The sequence below is a fragment of the Pseudomonas sp. EL_65y_Pfl2_R95 genome (assembly GCF_963971045.1).
GTDB lineage: Bacteria > Pseudomonadota > Gammaproteobacteria > Pseudomonadales > Pseudomonadaceae > Aquipseudomonas.
This window is the reverse complement of the sequence record NZ_CAXAOV010000004.1, coordinates 257,157-279,542: the sequence shown is the minus strand read 5'-3', so window position 1 is coordinate 279,542 and position 22,386 is coordinate 257,157. Positions and strand designations below refer to the sequence as shown.

The window sequence follows — 22,386 nt, the reverse complement described above, 5'->3', positions numbered from 1 at the left end:
GCGAACATATGATGTTAATTGACCCGCTGTGGAACTGGAGATGGCGCCTAGCGCGCGACCCCAGCCATTCGTAACACCACTCTTGGCTTTTAAGGAAGATTGCCATGTCCAGATCTGCGCCGATCAACATAGCTGTGCGTCTCTTAATGGTGTGTAAAGGTAGAGTCCCGTTGCCGTTTAAGCGGGCAATCGTCGAGCGGATCCGTCCCAAGCAGGCCGCAAATTTGATTACCCAGCTTTCGGCTGAGCAATTTTCCAGTCTTGCCCACAGTATGCCCATGCCGCTGATTGCGCAGGTGGTCAAATACCTGAAACCTCAGGCTATACGGGATGACTACATGGACCTGCCGGAAGAATTCCACATCGAGCTGACTCAAGAGTTATGTGGCATCTCTGCATTTTCGACAGCGGCCGACTTCGCCAACTTTCTTTCGGCGGCGCAATTGAAAGTACTCTTTTTTGCGCTCAATAGTGAGGCCTATGTGGTGTCGATTCTGGAGCACATGGAAAACCTGCCAATTGCCGGTCAGGGGTTGCGCGGTTGTTCGACCGATTATTTGTCACGCTTGGCGGAGGAGGCCGGGCAGCGTCAGCAAATACAAGCCGTGGCGCGGGTCATCGGGATGCTGTCAATGCAGCGCCAAGCCGATGTATGCGCAAGTTTGACCCCGGCCACCTTGATGCAATTGGTGCCGCAGCTATTGCCGCTGAGCAACAATCAGTTGAGTCGGTATTTACCTCCGAAACTGTTGCAGGTTATCGCGACTCGAGCCCGTTAAGTCTGCGGCTCCATCCACTGGCGGCCGTGGCGCTCCAGTAAATGCCGCAGTTGCTCAGGCCCATTGCTGCCAGCGGGATACGGTCGCGGGCGTTGGTAATGTTGTTGCCAGCCTTTGATGATCGGGTCTATCCAGCGCCATGCGGCCTCAACCTCATCGCGGCGCATAAACAGCGTTGAATCACCATCAATGACATCCAGCAGCAAGCGTTCGTAGGCATCCCAGCGACGTTGTTGTTTGAATGCCGTGGCCAGGTTCAGATCCAGGGCAACGGGTTCGAGTTGCATGCCCTTGCCTGGGTTCTTCGCCATCAAGTGCAGGCTGATGCGTTCTTCGGGCTGAAGGCGAATCAGCAACTGATTGGCCTCACCCTTGGCAAATAACGCATGGGGGACAGCCTTGAACTGAATCAGTATTTCCGAGGTCTTTTCGGCCAGGCGTTTGCCGGTGCGCAGATAAAATGGTACGCCAGCCCAGCGCCAGTTTTCGACTTGGGCCTCAATCGCGACGAAGGTTTCGGTGTCGCTGTCATTATCGACATTTTTCTCGAAGTAATACGCCGCCATCGGATGGCCGTTAATCTCACCGGCGGTGTATTGGCCGCGTACCGTTTTGTCACGAACATCCTGACCGGTAATGGGCCGCAGGGCCTCTAGCACTTTGACCTTCTCATTACGGACTGACTCGGCGTCGAAACGCACGGGTGGCTCCATGGCAACCAGGCAAAGCAATTGCAGCAAGTGGTTCTGCACCATGTCGCGCATTGCGCCGGCCTGCTCGTAATAGCTGCCACGGTTTTCTACGCCGAGGGTTTCGCAGACGCTGATTTGTACATGGTCGATGTGTGCCGCACGCCAGATGGGTTCGAATAGCATATTGGCAAAGCGCAATGCCATGAGGTTCTGTACGGTTTCTTTGCCCAGATAATGGTCAATGCGGAACACCTGTGGCTCATCAAAGACGCCGCCCAGCGATGCATTGATTGCCTGTGCCGACTGCAACGAGTGGCCAATGGGTTTTTCCAGCACGATGCGTGCGCGGGCGTTGGCCAAGCCCGCGGTTTTCAAGTGCGCGGCTATACCTTGAAAAAGGTCGGGTGCGGTCGCCAGGTAGTAAACGCGCACGCGTTGCTCGCTGCTGCCCAGATACCGCGCCAATCGAGCAAAGTCGGCACTTTGCGAGGCGTCCATTGCGAAGTAATCGAGGCGGTCGCTGAAGGCTTGCCAGCACTGCAGGTCAAAGTCTGCTTTAGCGATCTGCACTCGGCAGTGGCGCTCGGCAAGGGTTCTGTAGTCGGCTTTGTTGTGCTTGCTGCGCGCCAGGGCAATGATCCGCGTATCGGCGTGTAAACGGCCGTCGCGGTGCAGGTGATAAAGCGCGGGAAGCAATTTATGCAGAGCCAGATCGCCGGTGCCGCCAAAGACCAATATGTCACACGCAATACTCAAAATCACAACTCCTGCTCGGTTAAACCGTGCGATGCACGCACTCATGTAGTATAACTACAAAACCACTACACCAATGCTTACATCGCCGTGTCGGTAGATCACAACCCTGCCTGTTTTTCCAGGTTAACCCGGGTTGGGTCTCTGACCATTTATATGCCTGTTTAATACCGAGTCTAATCTTGTGAATTTGTTGCAGCACATCACTCAGTCGCGCCACTTGCTCCGTAAGTCAGAGCTTAAAGTGGCTGATCACGTGCTTCTGGATCCTGCCGTGGTAATGCACAGCTCCATGGCGGAACTGGCGCACAGTGTCGGCATCAGCGAGCCAACCATCGTGCGCTTTTGTCGGGCGATTGGCTGTACCGGGTTTCAAGACCTGAAGTTGAAACTGGCGCAAAGTCTGGCTGCCGGCGCCAGTTTTGGCCAGTTTGCGATCCATGAAGATGACTCGGTCTCAGATTTCAGCCTGAAGATCTTCGACACCACCTTGCACACCTTGATGGAAGTGCGGGAGAACCTTGATCCACACGCATTGCAGCTAGCGATTGCCGCTTGTGCAAATGCGCAGCGCGTAGAGTTTTACGGGTTTGGGGCCTCGGGTGCTGTAGCAGCAGATGCTCAGCATAAGTTTTTCCGACTGTTGCTGACTGCCGCAGCCTATTCTGATCCGCACATGCAAGCGATGTCAGCGGTCACCCTCAAGCCTAACGACGTGGCTATCTGTATTTCCCAATCAGGACGCTCCAAGGACCTGCTGGTCACGGCGAACCTGGTTCGTGAGGCCGGTGCAACCCTGATAACGCTGTGCCCGAGCCAGACCCCGCTGGCGGACCTGGCCAGCGTCAATCTGGCGGTGGATGTTCACGAAGACACCGAGATCTACACGCCGTTGACCTCGCGTATTGCCCATTTGGTTGTGATTGATGTGCTCGCCATGGGTGTTGCCATGGCCCGTGGTCCGGGTCTGGTCAATCACCTCAAGAGCGTCAAGCGCAGTCTGCGCAGCCTGCGTTTGTCGCCGAAAAGCATCAAACCTAGCGAAGAGCACTAAGCCTGCCTGCGGACAGCCTCGGGTCGCCGTCAGACGTGTCGCCACGCTGATCGCGATTCACCTCAGCTTCATGGCTTTGCAGTCAAGCTGTCATCTTTAAGGTCGACCCTGACACTCCTGATATCCAGTCTGGGAGTCTGATCATGTCGCACTATGTTGATGAATCGCAGCCGTACGTTAACAGCCAAGCCAAAGCTCGGCGTAAGTTGGTTGATCAACGACGTATGGAATACCGCCGCGCCATTGAGAGCTACTCTGAGCAGCGCTTGCTGCAACAGGAGTTGTCTGACTACCCCGAATTGATTGCGGCCAACTATATTGCGGCCTCGCGTGAGCTTGGGCGTGAATTGGGGCGAGTCACCCCTTAGCGGTTCAAGGCGAAGTCAGGGGCTTTTGCTTCTGGCTTTGTCTGCGGCGCGCTGAACTGTTCAGCCAGCAAGGTAATTTGGCTGCGCTGGTTGCGCACGAACGCGAAAAACGCCTGGGCTACTGGCGACAGGTATTTCCCACGTGGGTGAACCACGCACCAGCTGCGCAACAGGGGTAATTCGCTGACGTTCAGTTGTATTAGCGCCGCGCAATCCAGCTCCCGGCGCACGGCGTGCCTTGGCAGCAGAGCGATGCCCAGCCCCGCTATAACCCCTTCGATTTGCCCCTCAAAAGAACCAAACTCCAGTGTATTCGCAAAGTGCGCCCGCTTTTGGTGGCAATACTCTTCACAGGCTTTGCGTGTGCCAGAGCCCAGTTCGCGGGTGAGCAGTGGATAGCGCGTCAGCGCCTGCAAATCCACTGTCTGCTCGGCGCACAGAGGATGATCGGGCGGCACCACCGCAATTATCGGGTTGTTCAAAAAGGGTAAAAATTCCAGCGCCATATCAGTTGGCACCTGCGACAGAATCAGCATGTCGTCACGGTTTGCACTGAGTCGCTTGACGGCTTGAGCGTGGTTTACAACGGTTAAGTGCAGGTTAATTTCGGGGTATAGGCGGCGAAATGCAGCGAAAAGGTGGGGAGTGAAGTATTTCGCACTGGATTCTATCGCCAAGCTCAGTTGGCCTTGAAGTGAGCCCTGCAGGTTGGTCAACTGCATATCCAAGCTTTCAAGGCGGCCGAAAATATCCTCGCTGGCGCGCAATAATGCGTCGGCTGCCTCGGTGCGATGCAATCTTTTCGCGACGTAATCAAATAACGGCTGGCCAATAAGCGCTTCAAGCTGGCGAATTTGCAAGCTCACCGCAGGTTGGGTCAGCGACATTTCTTCGGCGGCGCGGCTGTAAGACTGTTGCTCACAGACGGAGCGAAACACCTGCAACTGGCGAAGTGTCATACGCATCAATGATTTACGCACGTTTTACCTTCTCGATCTAAACATTCTTGTGGCTGTGGCAGGGGGGCGCGTAGGCTTTAAGCCCTATGTATAAGTTTTTACTTATGGGTAAGCAAATTATTATTGATTTTTGGTAATTGCTTAAGCGGCGTAGGGTTAGGACACAACCGCTTACAAGAACTGGATGGAGCGGGGTTTGTTTGGCCCATGCTCGAGGACAACACTTGTGATCAAGAAAATCCTGATTGCTAACCGTGGTGAGATTGCCGTTCGTATCGTGCGTGCTTGCGCCGAGATGGGCATTCGCTCGGTGGCAGTCTACTCCGACGCTGACCGCATGGCGCTGCACGTCAAGCGTGCCGATGAAGCGCATAGCCTGGGTGATGACCCGTTGGCAGGCTACCTCAATCCGCGCAAGTTGGTGAATCTGGCGGTTGAGACGGGTTGTGATGCGCTGCACCCCGGTTATGGCTTTCTGTCTGAAAACGCCGAGCTGGCCGACATTTGTGCCGAACGTGGGATCAAGTTCATAGGCCCCAGTGCTGAAGTGATTCGGCGCATGGGCGACAAGACTGAAGCCCGACGCAGCATGATCAAGGCGGGCGTGCCGGTTACCCCCGGTACTGAAGGCAACGTCGCTGATATTGCCGAGGCACTGACTGAGGCCGAGCGCATTGGTTACCCGGTGATGCTCAAGGCCACTTCCGGTGGCGGCGGTCGCGGCATTCGTCGCTGCAACAGCAAGGCAGAGTTGGAGCAGGCGTTTCCGCGGGTGATATCGGAGGCGACCAAAGCCTTTGGCAGCGCAGAAGTTTTCCTCGAAAAATGCATTGTTAATCCCAAGCATATCGAAGCGCAGATTCTGGCGGACAGTCACGGTAATGTGGTGCATCTGTTTGAGCGTGATTGCTCGATCCAGCGGCGCAATCAGAAATTGATCGAGATCGCCCCGAGTCCTCAGCTGACCCCCGAGCAGCGCGCGTACATCGGTGACATGTCGGTGCGAGCTGCGCAGGCTGTTGGCTATGAGAACGCGGGTACCGTGGAGTTCCTGCTCGCCGACGGCGAGGTTTACTTCATGGAGATGAATACGCGGGTGCAGGTGGAGCACACCATCACCGAAGAGATCACAGGGATCGACATCGTTCGCGAGCAGATTCGCATTGCCTCGGGCCTGCCGCTATCGGTTAAGCAGGAAGACATTATCCACCGTGGTTTTGCCCTGCAGTTTCGGATCAATGCCGAAGATCCGAAGAACAACTTCCTGCCTTCGTTTGGCAAGATCACCCGTTATTACGCACCCGGGGGCCCCGGCGTGCGCACCGACACGGCAATCTACACCGGCTACACCATTCCGCCGTACTACGACTCAATGTGCCTCAAGCTGATTGTCTGGGCACTGACCTGGGAGGAGGCGATGGATCGTGGCTTGCGCGCCCTGGATGACATGCGCGTGCAGGGCGTTAAAACCACTGCTGCCTATTATCAGGAAATTCTGCGCAACCCGGAATTCCGTAGCGGTCAGTTCAATACCAGCTTCGTCGAGAGTCACCCGGAACTCACCGAGTACTCGATCAAACGTAACCCGTCGCACCTGGCCATCGCCATCGCCACTGCAATTGCTGCCCACGCTGGCCTGTGAGGAATTGAGAAATGGTTAAGAAGATTACTGTTACCGACACCATCCTGCGCGACGCTCACCAGTCGTTGCTCGCCACGCGCATGCGCCTCGATGACATGCTGCCAATTTGCGCCAAGCTTGATCAGGTGGGTTACTGGTCGCTGGAAGTCTGGGGCGGCGCAACCTTTGATGCCTGCGTACGTTTCCTCAAGGAAGATCCGTGGGAGCGTCTGCGTCAACTCAAGGCGGCGCTGCCAAACACGCGGCTGCAGATGTTGCTACGCGGCCAAAACCTGCTCGGCTATCGCCACTACAGCGATGACGTGGTCAGAGCATTTGTCGCCAAGGCGGCGGTCAATGGCATCGACGTATTCCGTATTTTCGATGCGATGAACGATGTGCGTAATCTGCGCGTGTCGATCGAAGCAGTCAAAGCCGCGGGCAAGCACGCTCAGGGCACCCTGAGCTACACCGTCAGCCCGGTACACACCACCCAGGCATTTGTTGATCAGGCCAAAGCCATGCAGGCGATGGGCATCGATTCGATTGCGATCAAGGACATGGCCGGTCTGTTGACCCCATACGCCGCGGCCGATTTGGTCAAAGCGTTGAAAGACGAAATCGACCTGCCGATCTTTATCCACAGCCACGACACCGCCGGTATGGGCTCGATGTGCCAGCTCAAGGCGATTGAAGCGGGTGCAGATCATATCGACACGGCCATCTCAAGCTTCGCCTGGGGCACCAGCCATCCGGGTACTGAGTCGATGGTTGCAGCGCTGCGCGGAAGCGAATACGACACCGGTCTCGATCTGGCGCTGATTCAGGAAATCGGTTTGTACTTCCACGCGGTACGCAAGAAGTACCATCAGTTCGAAAGCGAGTTCACTGCCGTCGACACCCGCGTGCAGGTCAATCAGGTGCCGGGCGGGATGATGTCCAACCTCGCCAATCAGCTCAAAGAGCAGGGCGCACTGAACCGCATTAACGAAGTATTCGCGGAGATTCCACGGGTCCGTGAAGACCTCGGCTTCCCGCCGTTGGTGACACCAACCTCGCAAATCGTCGGCACTCAGGCAGTGTTCAACGTGCTCGCAGGCGAGCGCTACAAGACCATCACCAATGAGGTCAAACTATACCTGCAAGGTCGTTACGGCAAAGCGCCGGGCAAGGTCAACGAGAAGCTGCGCAAGCAGGCAATCGGCAGTGAAGAAGTCATCGACATTCGTCCGGCCGATCTGCTCAAACCTGAGTTGGCCAAGCTACGCGCAGAGATCGGCACTGTCGCAAAATCTGAAGAAGATGTGCTGACCTACGCCATGTTCCCGGACATCGGGCGCAAATTCCTGGAGGAGCGCGAAGCAGGCACTCTGGTGCCTGAAGTTCTGCTGCCAATCCCTGATGGCACTGGCGTTGCCGCCGCGGGCGGTGAAGGCGTGCCGACTGAGTTTGTGGTCGATGTGCATGGTGAAAGCTATCGCGTGGATATCACCGGTGTCGGCGTTAAAGGCGACGGCAAGCGTCACTTCTACCTGTCGATCGATGGCATGCCCGAAGAGGTGGTGTTCGAGCCACTTAACGACTTTGTCGCGGGTGCCGGTGGCAAGCGCAAACAAGCCAGCGGGCCGGGGGATGTCAGCACCAGCATGCCGGGCAACATCGTCGATGTATTGGTCAAAGAGGGCGACACAGTAACAGCGGGTCAGTCGTTGCTGATCACCGAAGCGATGAAGATGGAGACCGAAGTGCAGGCGCCTATCGCCGGAACGGTTAAAGCCGTCCATGTGGCCAAGGGTGACCGAGTCAACCCGGGCGAAGTGCTGGTTGAGATCGAGTAACTCGCGTCAGCCGACGTAACACGTTTCTCTGTGGGAGCCTTCGGGCTCCCTTTTTTTATTCTGATTTTGTCGGTTGCCGTGTTTGCGTCTAGCCGGGACCGGTCTGGCAACTGTAGGCTGGGCACCGTTGAGAATTATCATGAGTGGGCTGATGCAAGCGCTGTTAGACGAAATCATTGAGCAAACCCGGCCGTTGATTGGCCAGGGCAAAGTCGCCAATTATATTCCGGCATTGGGCAGCGTTGAGCCCAATCAATTGGGCATTGCGGTGTACAGCAACGAGGGTGAGTTATTCACCTCGGGTGATGCCAATACACCCTTCTCGATCCAGAGTATTTCCAAGGTGTTCAGCCTGGTTCAGGCGGTTAGCCATTCGGGCGAGGCGATTTGGGATCGGCTGGGTTACGAGCCTTCCGGGCAGCCATTTAACTCGCTGGTGCAGCTTGAACTGGAGCGCGGCATTCCGCGAAACCCCTTTATCAATACCGGCGCGCTGGTTATCTGCGATATCAACCAATCGTGCTACGCCGCCCCCTCGCTTGCCATGCGCGATATGGCGCGGCGCTTGTCAGGCAATAGTGGCGTGGTGATCGACAGCGTGGTGGCGGCATCGGAATATGAACACCGTGCGCGCAACGCAGCAGCGGCTTATTTGATGCAGTCGTTCGGCAACTTTCATAACGATGTCGACCTGGTGCTGCGCAGCTACTTCAACCACTGTGCCCTACGCATGAGCTGCGTGGACCTGGCCCATGCTTTCAGTTTTCTGGCCAATCAAGGCGTCAACCGACTCACCGGTGAGCGGGTGATGAGCTTGCGCCAAGTGACCCAAATCAACGCGATCATGGCAACCAGTGGCCTGTATAACGAGGCCGGTACCTTTGCTTATCGGGTTGGTTTGCCGGGTAAGAGCGGTGTGGGCGGCGGTATCATTGCCATCGTTCCGGACCGTTATTCGATCTGTGTCTGGTCGCCTGAGTTAAACCCTGCCGGTAACTCGCTGGTGGGTCTGCAGGCGCTGGAGATGTTAAGCGATAAGATCGGCTGGTCGGTTTACTAATCGGTTATTCAGTATAAGGACACCCCATGGTTACCTGCTACCTGCGCTACGTTATTGATGCTTATAAACAAACCGAGTTCGAGCACTACGCCAAGCTGTGGATACCGCTGGTAGAGAAGTTTGGCGGCCAACATCACGGTTATTTCTTGCCGGGTGAGGGGGCGAACAATGTTGCGTTGGCGTTATTTTCCTTCCCCAGCCTTGCCGCTTACGAGCAGTACCGCATCGACTCTGCCACTGATTCAGACTGCCAGGCAGCCTTTCACTACGCCGAACAAACTCAGTGCATCCTGAGTTACGAACGCAGCTTCTTTCGGCCTGTGCTTAAGTGAGTTTATAAGCTGGAGCCGATCGCTATGTTGGTTGGCGCTCATGGTGGTTTTAAAGCTCCGTGAGGCTATTGACACAGTCGTCTTTTTAATCAAAATGGGTGCTGAGGACTGCAACTGCGCATATGTCGGGCTTGGGCACCAGTGTTTCGTCCCCCCGCAATTCGGCAGCAGAGAAAGCTGGTTTCTCTGAAGTAGTGACGGTGGGCCTGCCCATCGGATCCTGAACCCAAGGCTGTGAAGCTGGGAGCTAAAGGATTGCTGCGACTACTCCTCAACAGACATAAAAAGGCGTCCTTAGGACGCCTTTTTGATTCCAGCTTCAGTGATATTAGCGCCGGGTTACTCTTCCTACTAAGGTGCCCTCTGCACGCCGCTTTGGATACCATGTGACTACGTAGTAGCCGAAACCCCGACGCTCATTTCGCGGTTCTAAAATCACTAAGCCAGTTGGGTTTTTCAGCACAGCAACTCGATGATTCTGGCCCGGGCTCGCGAACTCACAGTAGATGGCGGCTCCCGGGACGATCATCTTCGCAATATGCCCCGCTACATCTTCAACGCCGGGGCAGCCAAATATCTGTAAGTCCCGCCAATGAGCTTGCCATATATGCCGAATGCCAAAGCCTTTATTTGGCCCCCAGTGTGCCCCTACGCGCAGGTAGATCTCCCCACCTCGCAGGTTAAATATCGGCATGTCTGGAATCGTGCCATAGCTAAGTTTTCCGCTAGGGTGAGCAACCAGAATATTTTGCTTAAGGTTTAGCAATTCGGACAAACCAATCCTGCTCCCAAGGGCTGTAAAGGCAGCAGCGCCATGAGTGATTGATTGTGCCGCTACTGGACAGCGCCGCTAACCAGCAGATGGTTTAGCTATCGTTGCTAGGTGAACGCAGACGCCTCTGGTCTGGCCTTTGAGGGCGACAGGTGGGTTGTTTCTAGCTATGGTTTAGGCATCAATAACTGAGCCGTTTTCTTCAGAAGCTAAAAACAAGGACTGCAAATGTCGATAAAAATGCGAGCGGCAGGTGGTTTGCTAACCCTGACTGTCGGCCTGATTATGAGTGGCTGCGCGCAGACTGCGAGTACGGAAGCCGAGGTTGCCAACGCCTCATCAAAGCCTGAAAAACACCCGTACATAGGGCGTGCGCAAGATTTATACGATTTGCCGCCGCTGTATCAGCCCGGTACTTATCGCAATATGGATAAGGTGTATTTCACCCGCGATGTAGCCCGAGGCCCGCAGGTTTATCCATTACCGCAGCAGCCGAATATCGACGTCACCTATCAAGCAGACGGGGCTGAGCAGACCACTGATGACTTTATGCGGCGCAACCGGGTTGGCGGCGTATTGATCATCAAGGACGGCAAGGTGGTGCTGGAAAAATACGGTTTGGGTAACGATGCCGACACCCGCTGGACGTCATTTAGTGTGGTCAAGTCGATCTCATCGACGCTGGTTGGCGCGGCTGTGCAGCAAGGCCGTATCAATGTAAAGGCGCCAATCACTCAATACCTCCCAGCGCTTAAGGGCGGTGCTTATGACGGCGTTACCGTAGAACAGGTTTTGCGCATGAGTTCGGGCGCCGACTGGAACGAAACCTACCGTGACCCGACCTCGGATCGCCGCAAGATGTTCGAGTTGCAGCTATCGAATAACCCGGGTTCGCTGGTCAAACAGCTGAGCCAACTCAAGCGCAAGTCGAAGCCGGGCACGGTCTTCAAATACAGCACCGGTGAATCCCATTTGCAGAGTGAGTTGGTTCACGCCGCAACGGGCATGACCACCAGTGATTACCTGTCTGATCGCATCTGGGCACGCATGGGCATGGAAAAACCAGCCTTCTGGCAGCTCGATGGACAAGCAGGTCAGGAAATCGGCAGCAGCGGTTTTTCCGCAACGCTAAAGGATTACGGGCGCTTTGGTCAGTTTATTCTCAATGACGGCGTGATCGATGGCGAACGCATCTTGCCCAAGGGCTGGCTGGATAAAGCCACTGAAGTCGACCCGGCGTCCTACTTGGCACCCGGCAAACTTTATGGCGGTGAGTACATCCTTGGTTACGGCTACCAGTGGTGGTTATTCCCGACCGGAAAGAACGCTCGCCCGCAGCATGATGGCGCCTTTGAGGCGCAGGGCATCTTTGGTCAGTTTGTTTATGTAAACCGTAAGGAAAACCTGGTGGCCGTGGTGTGGAGCGCTTGGCCAGAACCGGAAATGGACAAGCAGGAAATGGAAACCTACGACTTTATTGCGGCGGCAATTAAAGCGCTGAAGTAACGCGAATTCTAATCATGAAGTAAAATCAAAAGGGGTAGGTATTAAAAACCTACCCCTTTTTATGACGCTGTTAAAAACCCAGCTGCCATTGCAGGATCAGTGCATGGTTGCGTGAGTCTTCACCCAGTTGGCCGGTGTAGGCCAAGCCGATGTTTTGCTTGGCGCTGATGCCGACATCAAAGCCTGCTTCGAGCAGCAGGCTGTTGCGATCCAGGGCGCTGCCTTCGACGCTGAATGCTGTGCCGCCGCTGAGAAATGACTGACGCGTATTGCTATCCACATCACCATAGACATGTCGCCAGCCGACGCCCAGGCGTGGGGTAAAGCTCATGCCGTTATCCAAGGTATCGAAGCGCGCGATGCGTACACCAAAGGTGCTGGTCACGTTGTCTTGGTCTTGTGACTCAACGTGCAGGGCTGCCGGACCGCCTTTCTCGTTGTAGCTGTCACGTTCATAGCGCTGGTAGCCGAGGTTTGCATAAGGTTCAGCTTGCAGCTTACCGCTGTTAATGGCGTAACCGAGTTCAGCGAAGGCTTGCAGGCTGTCGGCGTCGTAATCACCGCGTACGTGGTCACTAAAGCCGTTGAAGTTGACTTCGCGCTTGCTTTCGCCGTCGTGGCTGCTGTACGCCGCACCGAGGCGCAGGTTGTAGGCACCGCTCTGACGCAATGCGTAGGCACCAATGTGGTAGCTGTCGATATTACCGTCGGCGTCATTGCCAGCATCGACATCGGTGCTTGAATAGCCACCCAGTACCCCTAAACGCCATTGTGCATCGAGCGCCCAGTCAGCGCCAACCACTGCGCCAGCTGTGTTCTGATCAATATCATGACTGCCAGCATTGCCATCAAGCGTGCCATTGCTGCCCAACGCCTGAACCCACAGGCGTCCTTGAGCATTCGGGTCGTTAAGGTTGCGTGCTTCGTTGGGTAAGCCGTTGGCGGCAAGCAGCGGCCCGTCTTGTAGGCTGAGCGAGCTTTGCAGGTTGCCGCTCATGCCGCCGCCGAGTTGCTGCATCGCACCCAGCATGGCACCACCGACCTGACTGCTGCCCGCCAGTGTCGCGTTGGCCAAACTGGCGTTGCTGGAGGCGGAAAGTTGCTCTAAACCCCGGCTGGCACTGGTTGCATCGCTGCTGATTAAGGCGTTGTACAGCGCTGGGTTGCTGCTGGCGCTTATGCGATTGGCGGCGTTTGCAGCATTCAATCCCTTGGCCATGTCACTGAAGGCGACATCGTTGCGCTGCAGTTCAAGTTCAACGCTATTGGCGTTGTAGGCAACAGTGGGCGTCAAGAAAGCGAAGTTGCTGCTGACACTGGCAAACTGGCCGCTGACACCTTCAGTTGCGTTAATCACTGTGTAATTACTTTGTTTGGGATACTCGCCGCTGCCCGCGCGAATATCCAATTTGGCACCTTCGATGTCTGCGCTGCCATTGACCTGTACCGGGTTGTGGCTGCCGTCAGCCGCAACGGCGAAACCCAAGGTTGAACCTGCTTGCAGATTAAGGTTCTGCACCTGGCCTGCACCGCTGTAGGTCGCGCCGGACTTGACGCTCAAGGTGCCGCCAATCTGGCCCTGGTTGATCAACTCGGCGCCGCTTTGAATTTCACCCCCTTCGCTAAAATCATTGCTGGTGAGGGTCCAGGTGCCTTGTTTGACATCCAACCATTCAAAATTCTGGCTGTTGCCGAAACTACCGCCTTTGGCGTCGTCGAAGGTCACTGTATCGCGGCCTTCGCCCCCGTCGACCAGGCCGACAAATTGACTGCCTGCCCCTAATGTCAGGTTGTCACTCCCGCCGCCAAGGTCAAGGGCCAATCCGCTGGCGCCGCTGATCAAGCCATTGTTGATCACAGTGTCGTCTTGGTCACCAATGATCCGCACACCGTCGCCATCTAGGCCGAGAATACTGCCGTGGTTTTCGAGGAAGGTGGCGAAAGGCGCGCCGCCTGTTGCACTGTCATCAATCAGAATGGCATTGGCCGCGCCGCTGATGGTCGCGTCTTCGTGGTTGATGATGGTGCCGCCGCCCATGGCGATTCCTTCACCAGTATTGGCTGCGCCGTCTTTTTCGCCACCCGCGCCGGTGCCTTCAATGGTGCCGTAGTTGTCGATATAACCCTGACCGTCGATATCAACGCCATCGCCGTCGCCATTCGGTGCAATGCCGTTGTAGCTGCCAGTGATGCGGCCGTAGTTGGTGACCTTGCCATCGCCGTCAGAGCCGAAGCCAGAACCATTACGGCCAATGATTACGCCATCGGCGTAATTGATTAATTCGGCCCCTTTGTCGGTGGTAATGCCATGGCGGCCGCCACTGATCAAACCGTGGTTTTCTACCTTGCCGCCGCTTGATTCGTCAAAGTCGATACCATCGAATTTGGCGTCGTCGTCGGTCATGTCGCCGCTGCTGATCTCGCCGTAGTTGATCACGGTGGCGTTAGCCCCGAGGCGCATGGCGTCTTCAACAACGCCATGGATGACACCGGTTTCGCGGTTGATGATGTCAATCTTCACATCGGTTTGCAGGGCCTTGAGCATGATTGCCCGGTCAGTTTGCGAGGTGATGGTGCCTGCGTTGTCGATGCTCACCGTACTGCCCGCGAAGTCGCCATCAATGCGGATGCCTTGCTTTTCAGCATCAATCAACGCGCCTTCACGGTTGATGATTTGGTAGTGACGCGCCGGCCCATCGCCGTCATCGCTGTCGATGCCACGGTCCTTGCTGGATTGCACAATACCGCTGTTATCAATGATTACCCCAGCACCGCTGGTATCGCCCTTAAGCAATACAGCGGGATCTTTTTTGGTGATGATACTGCCGCTGTCAGTGATGGTCAGCAGGCTCTGATCACCGAGTTCCTGGCTGTCGGTAACAGCGTTATTAATGATTGGGTTGGGGTTGGCTGCAAACGCATGCGAGGTCACACCTGCGAATAAGCTGAGGGTGATACAGCGGGCAAGGTATGTCGGTTTAAAAAGCATGGCTGCTTGCAGTCCTGATTATTAGTTAGAGCCGCTTTTTATAACGAGGTTGTCTTACAGTTTTATAACAGCTGCGAAATTGGAATAATTGGAGTCTGGCAATCGACTAGAGTTTTGGGTTTCAGTCGGCAGGATAAGGCGATGAGTGAAGCGAAAATTGAAGGTGGCTGCCAGTGCGGTGCAGTGCGGTATGTGCTGACGGGTGAGCCTACGATGGCTGCAGTTTGCCACTGCACAATGTGCCGGCGAGCCCATGCCGCGCCAGCGGTGGCGTGGGCGATGTATCAGCAGGAGTACGTTGAGTTTACCCAGTCGCAGCCGAAGCAATATGCATCTTCAGCGGATGCCCAGCGCGGTTTTTGCGAACACTGTGGCACCCAGATTTCATTTTCTGCGAGTTTTTTGCCGGGCTTGATTGATATCACCATCGGCAGCCTCGACAACCCGGCGTTGCTCACACCTACTTTGCACTACTGGCATTCACAACATGTGGCCTGGGCCGAGTTTGCCGACGTCTTGCCGCGCTATCCACAACTGCCGCCTTTCGAATGAAACTTGTGCCCTGAGGCATTGATTCATTGAGGTTCGGCTTTATGTGAGCTGCTTGCGGTACTGGATAAATCCGGAGCGTTCGGCGATGCGCTCATAGAGCAGCATGGCTTTGCTGTTGCTCTCGTGGGTGAGCCAGTAAGCCCGTGCGCAATTGGCCTGTTGCGCTTGGGCGTAAACAAACTCAATCAGTTGGCGTCCGCCACCATTGCTGCGCACATTCTTGTCGATAAACAGGTCCTGCAAGTAGCAGTAGTCACCGACTGTCCAGGTTGAGCGGTGATAGATCCAGTGGACCAGACCAATAGCCTTGCCTTCGTGCCAGGCCAGTGCGGCATTGACCGGTTCATCGGGGTCGAGAAAGCGCTGCCAGTTAACCTCGCTGGCCTCGGCCGGAATGTCGGTCATATAGAAACGTTGGTAGCCTTGCCACAGCGGCAACCAGACCGCGTGATCTTCTGCGCTGACTGGGCGAACTTCGACTTCAATGCGGGCGGCCATTTGCACTCCTCCAGTTGATTATTGTTGTTCGATGAATGGATGCTTAATCGGCGCGCTCGCCGCACAGATCTAGGCTGAACCAATGTTCAACCTCAGTTTGGCTTAAGCCTGCACCTAGCAAGGAGAATAACTTGCCCAGTGCCGCTTCGCGAGTCATGCCGCCAGCCGAGACCAGACCGGCACTTTGCAATTGGCTGCCGGCTGCATACACACCAAACTCCACATGGCCTTGGGGGCACTGGCTGATTGCCGCGAGCACCACACCACGTTCATGCGCATGCTTCAATGCTGCCAACAGCGCAGCGTTATCCGAGGGGCCGGTGCCGCTGCCGTAACATTCCAGCAATAACGCTTGGACACCGCTGCTCAGCAAGGCACCGATGTGCTCCGCCTGAATTCCGGGGTAGAAAGGCAATACTGCAATGCTGACCGGCTGGCGAGGTTGCCGATAATCAATGGCCTTTGGAATCTGCCCGGCGCGTTGACTGTCGCGCTGGCGCGGCAATACGGTGAATGCATCAAAGGCATCACTGCGTAATTTGCTGACGCGTGCGCCATGCATCAATGCGTCATTGAAATACACCTGTACGCCTGTCGCTTCGCCTTGATGCAGGGCACGCATGGCACCGAACAAATTACGCCAAGCATCACTGCCTTCTACTCCAGCGGGTAGCATGGCGCCGGTTAACACCACTGGCACAGGTAAGCCCAACAACAAGAAGCTCAAAGCGGCGGCGCTGTAGGCCAGGGTATCAGTGCCTTGCAGCACCAGCACAGCATCACAGCCGTCTTGCTCGATACCGGTGCGGATTGCGCTCACCATTGCCAACCAGTTGGCCTGGCTCATGTTGGCGCTGTCGATGGGCGGCAGCAATTCACCGAAGACCCAATCAGGCAAGTGGTCTGCGCCTTCTTCAATTTGTTGCTCGCGTACCCGCGCTTCAAATCCGGAAGCTGGGGCCAAGCCGTCGGCACTGGGTTGCATGCCAATGGTTCCGCCGGTGTAGAGCAGCAGAAGTCTTTTGCAAGCGGCCATGGTCGCTCCTCAATTAATACTGAATAACAAAAGAGGGCATTCAAGCCCTCTTTGTGATCACCGGTTTAACCTTAACAGGCAGGCGCCTGGCTGGGTTCACTCAGGGTTAAACAGCTTTGGTTGAGGCAAGGCCTGCAGTGTTGTCTCGTTGGGCCTTCAGTTGGGCCCAAACGGCTGGGTCGAGGTCCAGGTCACTGAATTCCTTAGGGTCGAATACCGGAGACTTTATACCTGCTTTCATCTGCCTATCGTAGTCGCGCATCAAGCGCAGACCCACCTTGAACAGCAGCGCCAAGGCAACCAGGTTACAGATCGCCAACAGGCCCATGGTCACATCGGCGAAGGCGAATACGGTGCCGAGGTCTTGTACCGAACCCCAGAACACCAACACCGCAACCAAGACTCGGTAAACCATTACGGGCATACGTTTCTGGGTGAAGAAGCCCAGTGCGTTTTCGCCGAGGTAGTAGTTGTAGATAAGCGTGGTGAAGACGAACAGCAGCAAGGCGATACTGATAAATACCCGGCCCCATTCCCCGACCACACTGGCGACTGCACTTTGCGTCAACAAGACACCAGCCATTTCGCTGCCTGGCTGATAAACGCCCGAGAGCAATATGATCAGCGCGGTGCAGCTGCACAGAATGATGGTGTCGATAAAGACGCTGAGAGACTGCACGATACCTTGCGCAACCGGGTGTGGCACTTCAGCCACAGCGGCGACGTTGGGTGCGCTGCCCAAGCCGGCTTCGTTGGAGAACAGGCCGCGCTTAACGCCCATGATAATCGCCGCGCCAATACCGCCTGCAAAAGCTGGCTCGAGGCCAAATGCACTGCGGAAAATCAGGCTGAATACATCCGGGATGCGATCAGCATTGCTGCCGATAACGAATACGGCCATGGCGATGTACGAGAACGCCATGACCGGCACCAGAATGTCGGCAAACTTGGCGATACGCTTGATGCCGCCAAAGATGATCATGCCGATCACGACGGTGAGTACGACGCCGCTGACATAGGTCGGTACGCCGAAAGTATCGTGCATCGAGCTGGCAACGGTGAATGATTGCACGGCGTTAAAGCCGAAGCCGAACGTCATCAGCAGCAGGATCGAAACCACAATGCCTAACCAGCGTTGACCCAAACCATGCTCGATATAGAACGCCGGGCCGCCACGGTAGGCGCCATCGGGTTCGCGGCGCTTGTAGAGCTGAGCAATCGAGCATTCGAAGTAGCTGGTGGCCATGCCAACCAATGCCACGATCCACATCCAGAAAATGGCCCCAGGCCCGCCGAGGATAATTGCCACCGATACCCCGGCAATATTGCCTGCGCCGACACGCCCGGCAACCGAGAGCATCAGTGCCTGAAACGAGCTGAGTTGACCCGGCTGGCGCTTAAAGGCCTCGCCAAAGATGCTGAACATATTGCCGAAGTAGCGGAATTGAACGAAGCGCGAGGCGATGGTGAAGAACAAACCGAGACCGATCAGCATCACGATCAGCAGCTTGCTCCAGATGAGGTCATTGAGTAAATCGAGCATAGGGGAGGTCACTCTTGTTGTACTGAAATAAGTTGGCCTCTGCGGGCCTTCTTCAATGATTGTAGATGTTAATGTTTCAAACAATTTCGCGGTTTGCAGTTAAGTGACGCTATTTGATGCTAATATCGCGTCACCTAACTCGGCTGGAATACCCGCATGTCGGATTCTTTTGGCGCTAACCTCAAGCTGCTGTGCAGTCATTACCGCTCAATTGCCGAGGTCTGTCGCAAGCTCTCGATCAACCGCGCGCAGTTCAATCGCTACCTCGCCAGCCAGAGCCGGCCGACCGCCCATAACCTGAAGCGAATTTGCGACTTTTTTGGCGTTGAGGATTACGAGTTAGCGCTTCCTCAAGAACAATTTGCCAGGCTGATTGGCGCCCGCGATAACAGCATGGCAAGCGCATCAGCGGGCGCGCCACTGCTTGAGTTGTTTGAATCCCTTAGCGAGCATTCAAATGACTTGTCGCGCTACTGCGGCTACTACTTTGAGTATTCCAATTGCATGTCGGTGCCGGGGCAGATTCTGTTGTCGTTGGTGCACCTGCGTGAGGAGCGCGGCAGCTTTGTATTTGAGCGCCAGGAACGCCAGGAGCGGGCGCGCGGCGGTGGAGCGGAGGATTGGGTGCGCTGTCGTTATTTAGGGGCTGCGTTCTATCTGCAAGATCGGGTGTTCTTGATCGACTACGAAAGCCTCACCGGCAACGAGATGAGTCAAACCATATTGATTCCCAGCTTTAAAAGTCGAATCACCCGTTTGAATGGCTTGAAAACCGGTGTATCCAGTGGCGATCAGCGCACGCCTGCCTGTACCCGGGTGGTGTGGGAGTTTCTCGGCACTGATATCAATCGGGTAAACACTTACCGTCAGGTGATGCTCTATGCGCCAGAGGATCCGCGTATCGATGATGACGTGCGCCAGCGCTTGGCCGGTGCACGTATTCGCAATGGCCTATTCGAGATCGAATAGGCCAACGGCGGCTTTTAATCGTTGCCGTCGTGGTTGGGGCTGTTGTAAATCTCGACATCGAGTTCGTTTTCGCTGCGGCCAACCAGGGTTGTGGTCATCAAATCCCCCGCGACGTTAACGGTGGTGCGCGCCATATCGAGGATACGGTCGATACCGGCAATCAGGGCAACGCCTTCAAGCGGCAAGCCGGCAGCGGTCAGGACCAACCCAAGCATGATCAAACCTGCGCCCGGAATACCGGCCGTGCCGATAGACGCCAGCGTGGCGGTGAGGATAATCATCATGTACTGGCCTGCGCTGAGGTCAACCCCGAACGCCTGGGCGATAAACAAGGCCAATACGCCTTGGTAGATCGCTGTGCCATCCATGTTGATGGTCGCGCCAACCGGCAATACGAAGCCCGCCACACCCTGAGAGACGCCAAGGTTTTTGCGCGCGCATTCGATGGAAACCGGCAAGGTACCGGAGCTGCTAGAGGTACTGAACGCCACGGCCAGTGCCGGTGCAATACCCCGTAAAAAACGCATTGGGCTGAGGCGCGCAAGCAAACCAATCAAGCCGCCGTAAACCAACAACACGTGAGCGATGCTGGCGAGGTAGATCACCCCGATTACCTGAGCCAGTGGCAGCAATACTTCGGCGCCGTGGCTGCCGACTACGCCGGCGATCAAGGCAAACACCCCATAAGGTGCGAACCCCATGATCAGGTCGGTGAGCTTGTAGAGCGTTTCCGCCAAACTGTCGAACAACTTGATTGCGGGCGCTGCTTTTTCACCGACCACGTTCATGCTCACGCCAAGTGCAATGGCGAACACGATGATCTGCAGCACGTTGCCTTCAGCAAAGGCCGTCACGGGATTGCTCGGGACCAAACCCACCAGAATCGAGACCAGCGAGGGTGCTTCTTTGGCCGCTTCCTGGCCGCTGGCAACCATATTGAGCCCTTCACCTGGGGTGAAGACTGCGCCAAACAGCAGGCCGATACTCACGGCGAAGGCGGTGGTGACCATATAAATGGCGATGGTTTTGATGCTGATCCGCCCAAGCTTGGCGGAGTCCTGCATGGAGGTGATACCAGCTACCAGCGAGACAAACACCAGCGGCACGATCAACATCTTGATGGCATTGAGAAACAGGGTGCCAATGGGGGCCAGAACCAGCGCGTCTTGTTTGAAGATTGCACCGGTGGCAACACCGAGGACCAGGCCGATCAGGATCTTGTGCCACAGTTGTAGACGCTTCCAAAGGCCCAGCGATGTCGCGGTATTAGAACTCTGAGTCATGCATTTCACCATTCCAGTAACTGTTGTTGAGCAGACCGTCTATGCGGTCTTGAAAGCTGCTCGTAACCTGCATTGCTTAGGCTTGGGGCTTATGTTGATAAACCCCTGGCTGTTCACCTGCAGACCGCGAGCGCATGGTTAACCTGTGTTTGCTCACCGGCCGCTCGGGGTTCAACCGAAGGCGGTAAATGAGGGCAGGTAAATGCAGCGGGTGATGTCGGCAGGGGAACGTGAAGGGCGCGCAGTTTACTTAGCGTTCGCTGCAATTTCTCCCCCATTTTTCCCCTGATCGAGCATTTTTAAGCGCTTTCGTCGGAAAGTCGTACTGGCTTTTTGCTAGGCTTTAAGCGGAACAAGGCGTGGGGCAATCATGTTTTCAGGGCGCAGGATGTCATTCAGGGTGTCGTCATCCAGCAGCTTTTCTTCGCGCACCAGTTCCAGAACACCGCGACCGCTTTCCAGGGCAAGCTTGGCAATTCGCGTGGCGTTCTCGTAACCGATGTATGGGTTCAGTGCGGTAATCAGGCCGATGGAGTTTTCCATCAACTGCCGGCAATGCGCTTCATTGGCGGTGATGCCGACGATGCAATGCTCACGCAGCATATCCATGGCGCGTTGCAGCAGGCGGATCGAGTCGAAGATTTTGTAAGCAATCAGCGGCTCCATAACGTTGAGTTGCAATTGGCCACCTTCAGCGGCCAGGGTCAGCGCCAAGTCGTTGCCGATCACTTCAAATGCCACTTGGTTGACCGCTTCCGGAATCACCGGATTAACCTTGCCCGGCATAATCGAGCTACCCGGCTGACGCGGTGGCAAGTTGATTTCATTGATCCCGGTACGCGGCCCACTCGACAGCAAGCGCAGGTCATTACAAATCTTCGACAGTTTCACCGCAGTGCGCTTGAGCATGCCGGAGAACAGCACAAATGCGCCCATGTCCGAAGTGGCTTCGATCAAGTCAGCCGCGGGCACCAGGGGTTGCCCGCTGATCGCAGCCAAGCGCTCGACGGCGAGCATCTGGTAACCCGGATCGGCGTTGATGCCCGTGCCGATAGCCGTGCCGCCGAGGTTGATCTCGGTCAGCAGTTCCGGGGCCAGGCTGCGCAGGCGGGCGAGGTCTTCACCGAGGGTGTTGGCGAAGGCACGGAACTCCTGGCCGAGCGTCATCGGCACAGCATCTTGCAACTGGGTACGGCCCATTTTCAATACGTGCGCAAACTCTTCGCCTTTGGCGGCGAATGCATGAATCAAGCTGTCCAGACTGGCGAGCAAGGTGTCGTGACCAAGAAGCAAGCCCAGGCGAATCGCGGTTGGGTACGCATCGTTGGTTGATTGCGCCATGTTCACATCGTTGTTTGGATGGAGGAAGCTGTACTCGCCTTTTTGCTTGCCCATGGCTTCAAGCGCGATGTTGGCAATCACCTCGTTGGCATTCATGTTGGTCGATGTACCCGCCCCACCCTGAATCATGTCGACCACGAATTCGTCGTGGAAATCACCGCGGATAATCCGCGCGCAGGCTTCACTAATGGCGGCGTGCTTGTCACCGCTGAGGTGGCCCAACTGGCTGTTGGCGTCGGCTGCTGCTTGCTTGACCATCGCCAAGGCTGTCACCAGCTTTGGGTAGTGGGCCAAAGGGACGCCAGAAAGGCGGAAGTTGTGCACGGCGCGCAGGGTTTGAATCCCGTAGTAGGCTTCGCTTGGGACTTCGAGGGAGCCCAACAGATCTTTTTCGACGCGGAATGATGCAGCAGCGGACATGATTGAGGTGATCTCTGGATT

At 55.9% G+C, this 22,386-nt stretch carries 18 protein-coding genes; 10 read left to right on the top strand and 8 right to left on the bottom strand.

Annotated elements, in window-relative coordinates:
• The first annotated feature begins 104 nt into the window (after nucleotides 1-104).
• Complete coding sequence (locus AACY09_RS14735; protein WP_339489063.1) at nucleotides 105-779, top strand: hypothetical protein; 675 nt, start codon at nucleotides 105-107, stop codon at nucleotides 777-779.
• Here the strand turns inward: AACY09_RS14735 and zwf are convergent.
• Entirely contained in the window at nucleotides 776-2,227 is a 1,452-nt protein-coding gene (zwf, locus tag AACY09_RS14730; protein WP_445323853.1) for a glucose-6-phosphate dehydrogenase, read from the bottom strand. The genes AACY09_RS14735 and zwf overlap by 4 nt on opposite strands.
• 181 nt (nucleotides 2,228-2,408) lie before the next feature.
• Between zwf and hexR the strand changes: the two genes are divergently transcribed.
• Both hexR and AACY09_RS14720 read left to right on the top strand, forming a co-directional pair.
• Entirely contained in the window at nucleotides 2,409-3,278 is an 870-nt protein-coding gene (gene hexR, locus AACY09_RS14725) for a transcriptional regulator HexR (protein WP_339489061.1), read from the top strand.
• 143 nt (nucleotides 3,279-3,421) lie between these two features.
• Nucleotides 3,422-3,646 (top strand): PA3496 family putative envelope integrity protein, encoded by a 225-nt coding sequence (locus AACY09_RS14720; protein WP_339489060.1) that lies wholly within the window; start codon nucleotides 3,422-3,424, stop codon nucleotides 3,644-3,646.
• Here the strand turns inward: AACY09_RS14720 and AACY09_RS14715 are convergent.
• Nucleotides 3,643-4,626, bottom strand: coding sequence for a LysR family transcriptional regulator (locus AACY09_RS14715; protein ID WP_339489059.1), 984 nt, complete (start codon nucleotides 4,624-4,626; stop codon nucleotides 3,643-3,645). The two genes, AACY09_RS14720 and AACY09_RS14715, sit on opposite strands and share 4 nt — an antisense overlap.
• Nucleotides 4,627-4,831: 205 nt before the next feature.
• Between AACY09_RS14715 and AACY09_RS14710 the strand changes: the two genes are divergently transcribed.
• From AACY09_RS14710 to AACY09_RS14690, 5 genes are all read left to right on the top strand, one after another.
• Nucleotides 4,832-6,247: an acetyl-CoA carboxylase biotin carboxylase subunit gene (locus tag AACY09_RS14710; protein WP_339489058.1), complete on the top strand. Its 1,416-nt coding sequence runs from the start codon at nucleotides 4,832-4,834 to the stop codon at nucleotides 6,245-6,247.
• An 11-nt stretch (nucleotides 6,248-6,258) separates the two neighbouring features.
• Nucleotides 6,259-8,064 carry a sodium-extruding oxaloacetate decarboxylase subunit alpha gene (gene oadA / locus AACY09_RS14705; protein WP_339489056.1) on the top strand — a complete coding sequence of 602 codons (1,806 nt, stop codon included), beginning with the start codon at nucleotides 6,259-6,261 and terminating at the stop codon, nucleotides 8,062-8,064.
• A 151-nt stretch (nucleotides 8,065-8,215) separates the two neighbouring features.
• Nucleotides 8,216-9,124 carry a glutaminase B gene (gene glsB / locus AACY09_RS14700; protein ID WP_339489055.1) on the top strand — a complete coding sequence of 303 codons (909 nt, stop codon included), beginning with the start codon at nucleotides 8,216-8,218 and terminating at the stop codon, nucleotides 9,122-9,124.
• Nucleotides 9,125-9,150: 26 nt separating this feature from the next.
• On the top strand, nucleotides 9,151-9,456 hold the full coding sequence (locus tag AACY09_RS14695) for an NIPSNAP family protein (RefSeq protein WP_339489054.1): 306 nt from the start codon (nucleotides 9,151-9,153) through the stop codon (nucleotides 9,454-9,456).
• A 1,006-nt stretch (nucleotides 9,457-10,462) separates the two neighbouring features.
• Entirely contained in the window at nucleotides 10,463-11,734 is a 1,272-nt protein-coding gene (locus AACY09_RS14690; RefSeq protein WP_339489378.1) for a serine hydrolase domain-containing protein, read from the top strand.
• Nucleotides 11,735-11,804: 70 nt separating this feature from the next.
• Here the strand turns inward: AACY09_RS14690 and AACY09_RS14685 are convergent, their stop codons facing one another.
• Entirely contained in the window at nucleotides 11,805-14,723 is a 2,919-nt protein-coding gene (locus AACY09_RS14685; protein ID WP_339489052.1) for an autotransporter family protein, read from the bottom strand.
• 141 nt (nucleotides 14,724-14,864) lie between these two features.
• On the opposite strand from AACY09_RS14685, the gene AACY09_RS14680 reads away from it, so the two are divergent.
• Nucleotides 14,865-15,275: a GFA family protein gene (locus AACY09_RS14680; protein ID WP_339489051.1), complete on the top strand. Its 411-nt coding sequence runs from the start codon at nucleotides 14,865-14,867 to the stop codon at nucleotides 15,273-15,275.
• 39 nt (nucleotides 15,276-15,314) lie between these two features.
• Here the strand turns inward: AACY09_RS14680 and AACY09_RS14675 are convergent, their stop codons facing one another.
• The 3 genes from AACY09_RS14675 to AACY09_RS14665 all read right to left on the bottom strand — a co-directional run bounded on the left by AACY09_RS14675 (nucleotide 15,315) and on the right by AACY09_RS14665 (nucleotide 18,352).
• Nucleotides 15,315-15,773, bottom strand: coding sequence for a GNAT family N-acetyltransferase (locus AACY09_RS14675; RefSeq protein WP_339489049.1), 459 nt, complete (start codon nucleotides 15,771-15,773; stop codon nucleotides 15,315-15,317).
• Nucleotides 15,774-15,816: 43 nt separating this feature from the next.
• Nucleotides 15,817-16,809 (bottom strand): asparaginase, encoded by a 993-nt coding sequence (locus AACY09_RS14670; RefSeq protein ID WP_339489048.1) that lies wholly within the window; start codon nucleotides 16,807-16,809, stop codon nucleotides 15,817-15,819.
• Nucleotides 16,810-16,915: 106 nt separating this feature from the next.
• A complete protein-coding gene (locus AACY09_RS14665; protein ID WP_339489047.1) occupies nucleotides 16,916-18,352 on the bottom strand; it encodes an alanine/glycine:cation symporter family protein in 1,437 nt (478 codons plus the stop codon).
• Between the two features lie 156 nt (nucleotides 18,353-18,508).
• Between AACY09_RS14665 and AACY09_RS14660 the strand changes: the two genes are divergently transcribed.
• Nucleotides 18,509-19,321 carry a helix-turn-helix domain-containing protein gene (locus AACY09_RS14660; protein WP_339489044.1) on the top strand — a complete coding sequence of 271 codons (813 nt, stop codon included), beginning with the start codon at nucleotides 18,509-18,511 and terminating at the stop codon, nucleotides 19,319-19,321.
• A gap of 14 nt (nucleotides 19,322-19,335) precedes the next feature.
• Here AACY09_RS14660 and AACY09_RS14655 read toward each other — a convergent pair whose 3' ends face one another.
• Nucleotides 19,336-20,604 (bottom strand): dicarboxylate/amino acid:cation symporter, encoded by a 1,269-nt coding sequence (locus AACY09_RS14655; protein ID WP_339489043.1) that lies wholly within the window; start codon nucleotides 20,602-20,604, stop codon nucleotides 19,336-19,338.
• 336 nt (nucleotides 20,605-20,940) lie between these two features.
• Nucleotides 20,941-22,365, bottom strand: coding sequence for an aspartate ammonia-lyase (locus AACY09_RS14650; RefSeq protein WP_339489041.1), 1,425 nt, complete (start codon nucleotides 22,363-22,365; stop codon nucleotides 20,941-20,943).
• Nucleotides 22,366-22,386 lie beyond the last annotated feature (21 nt).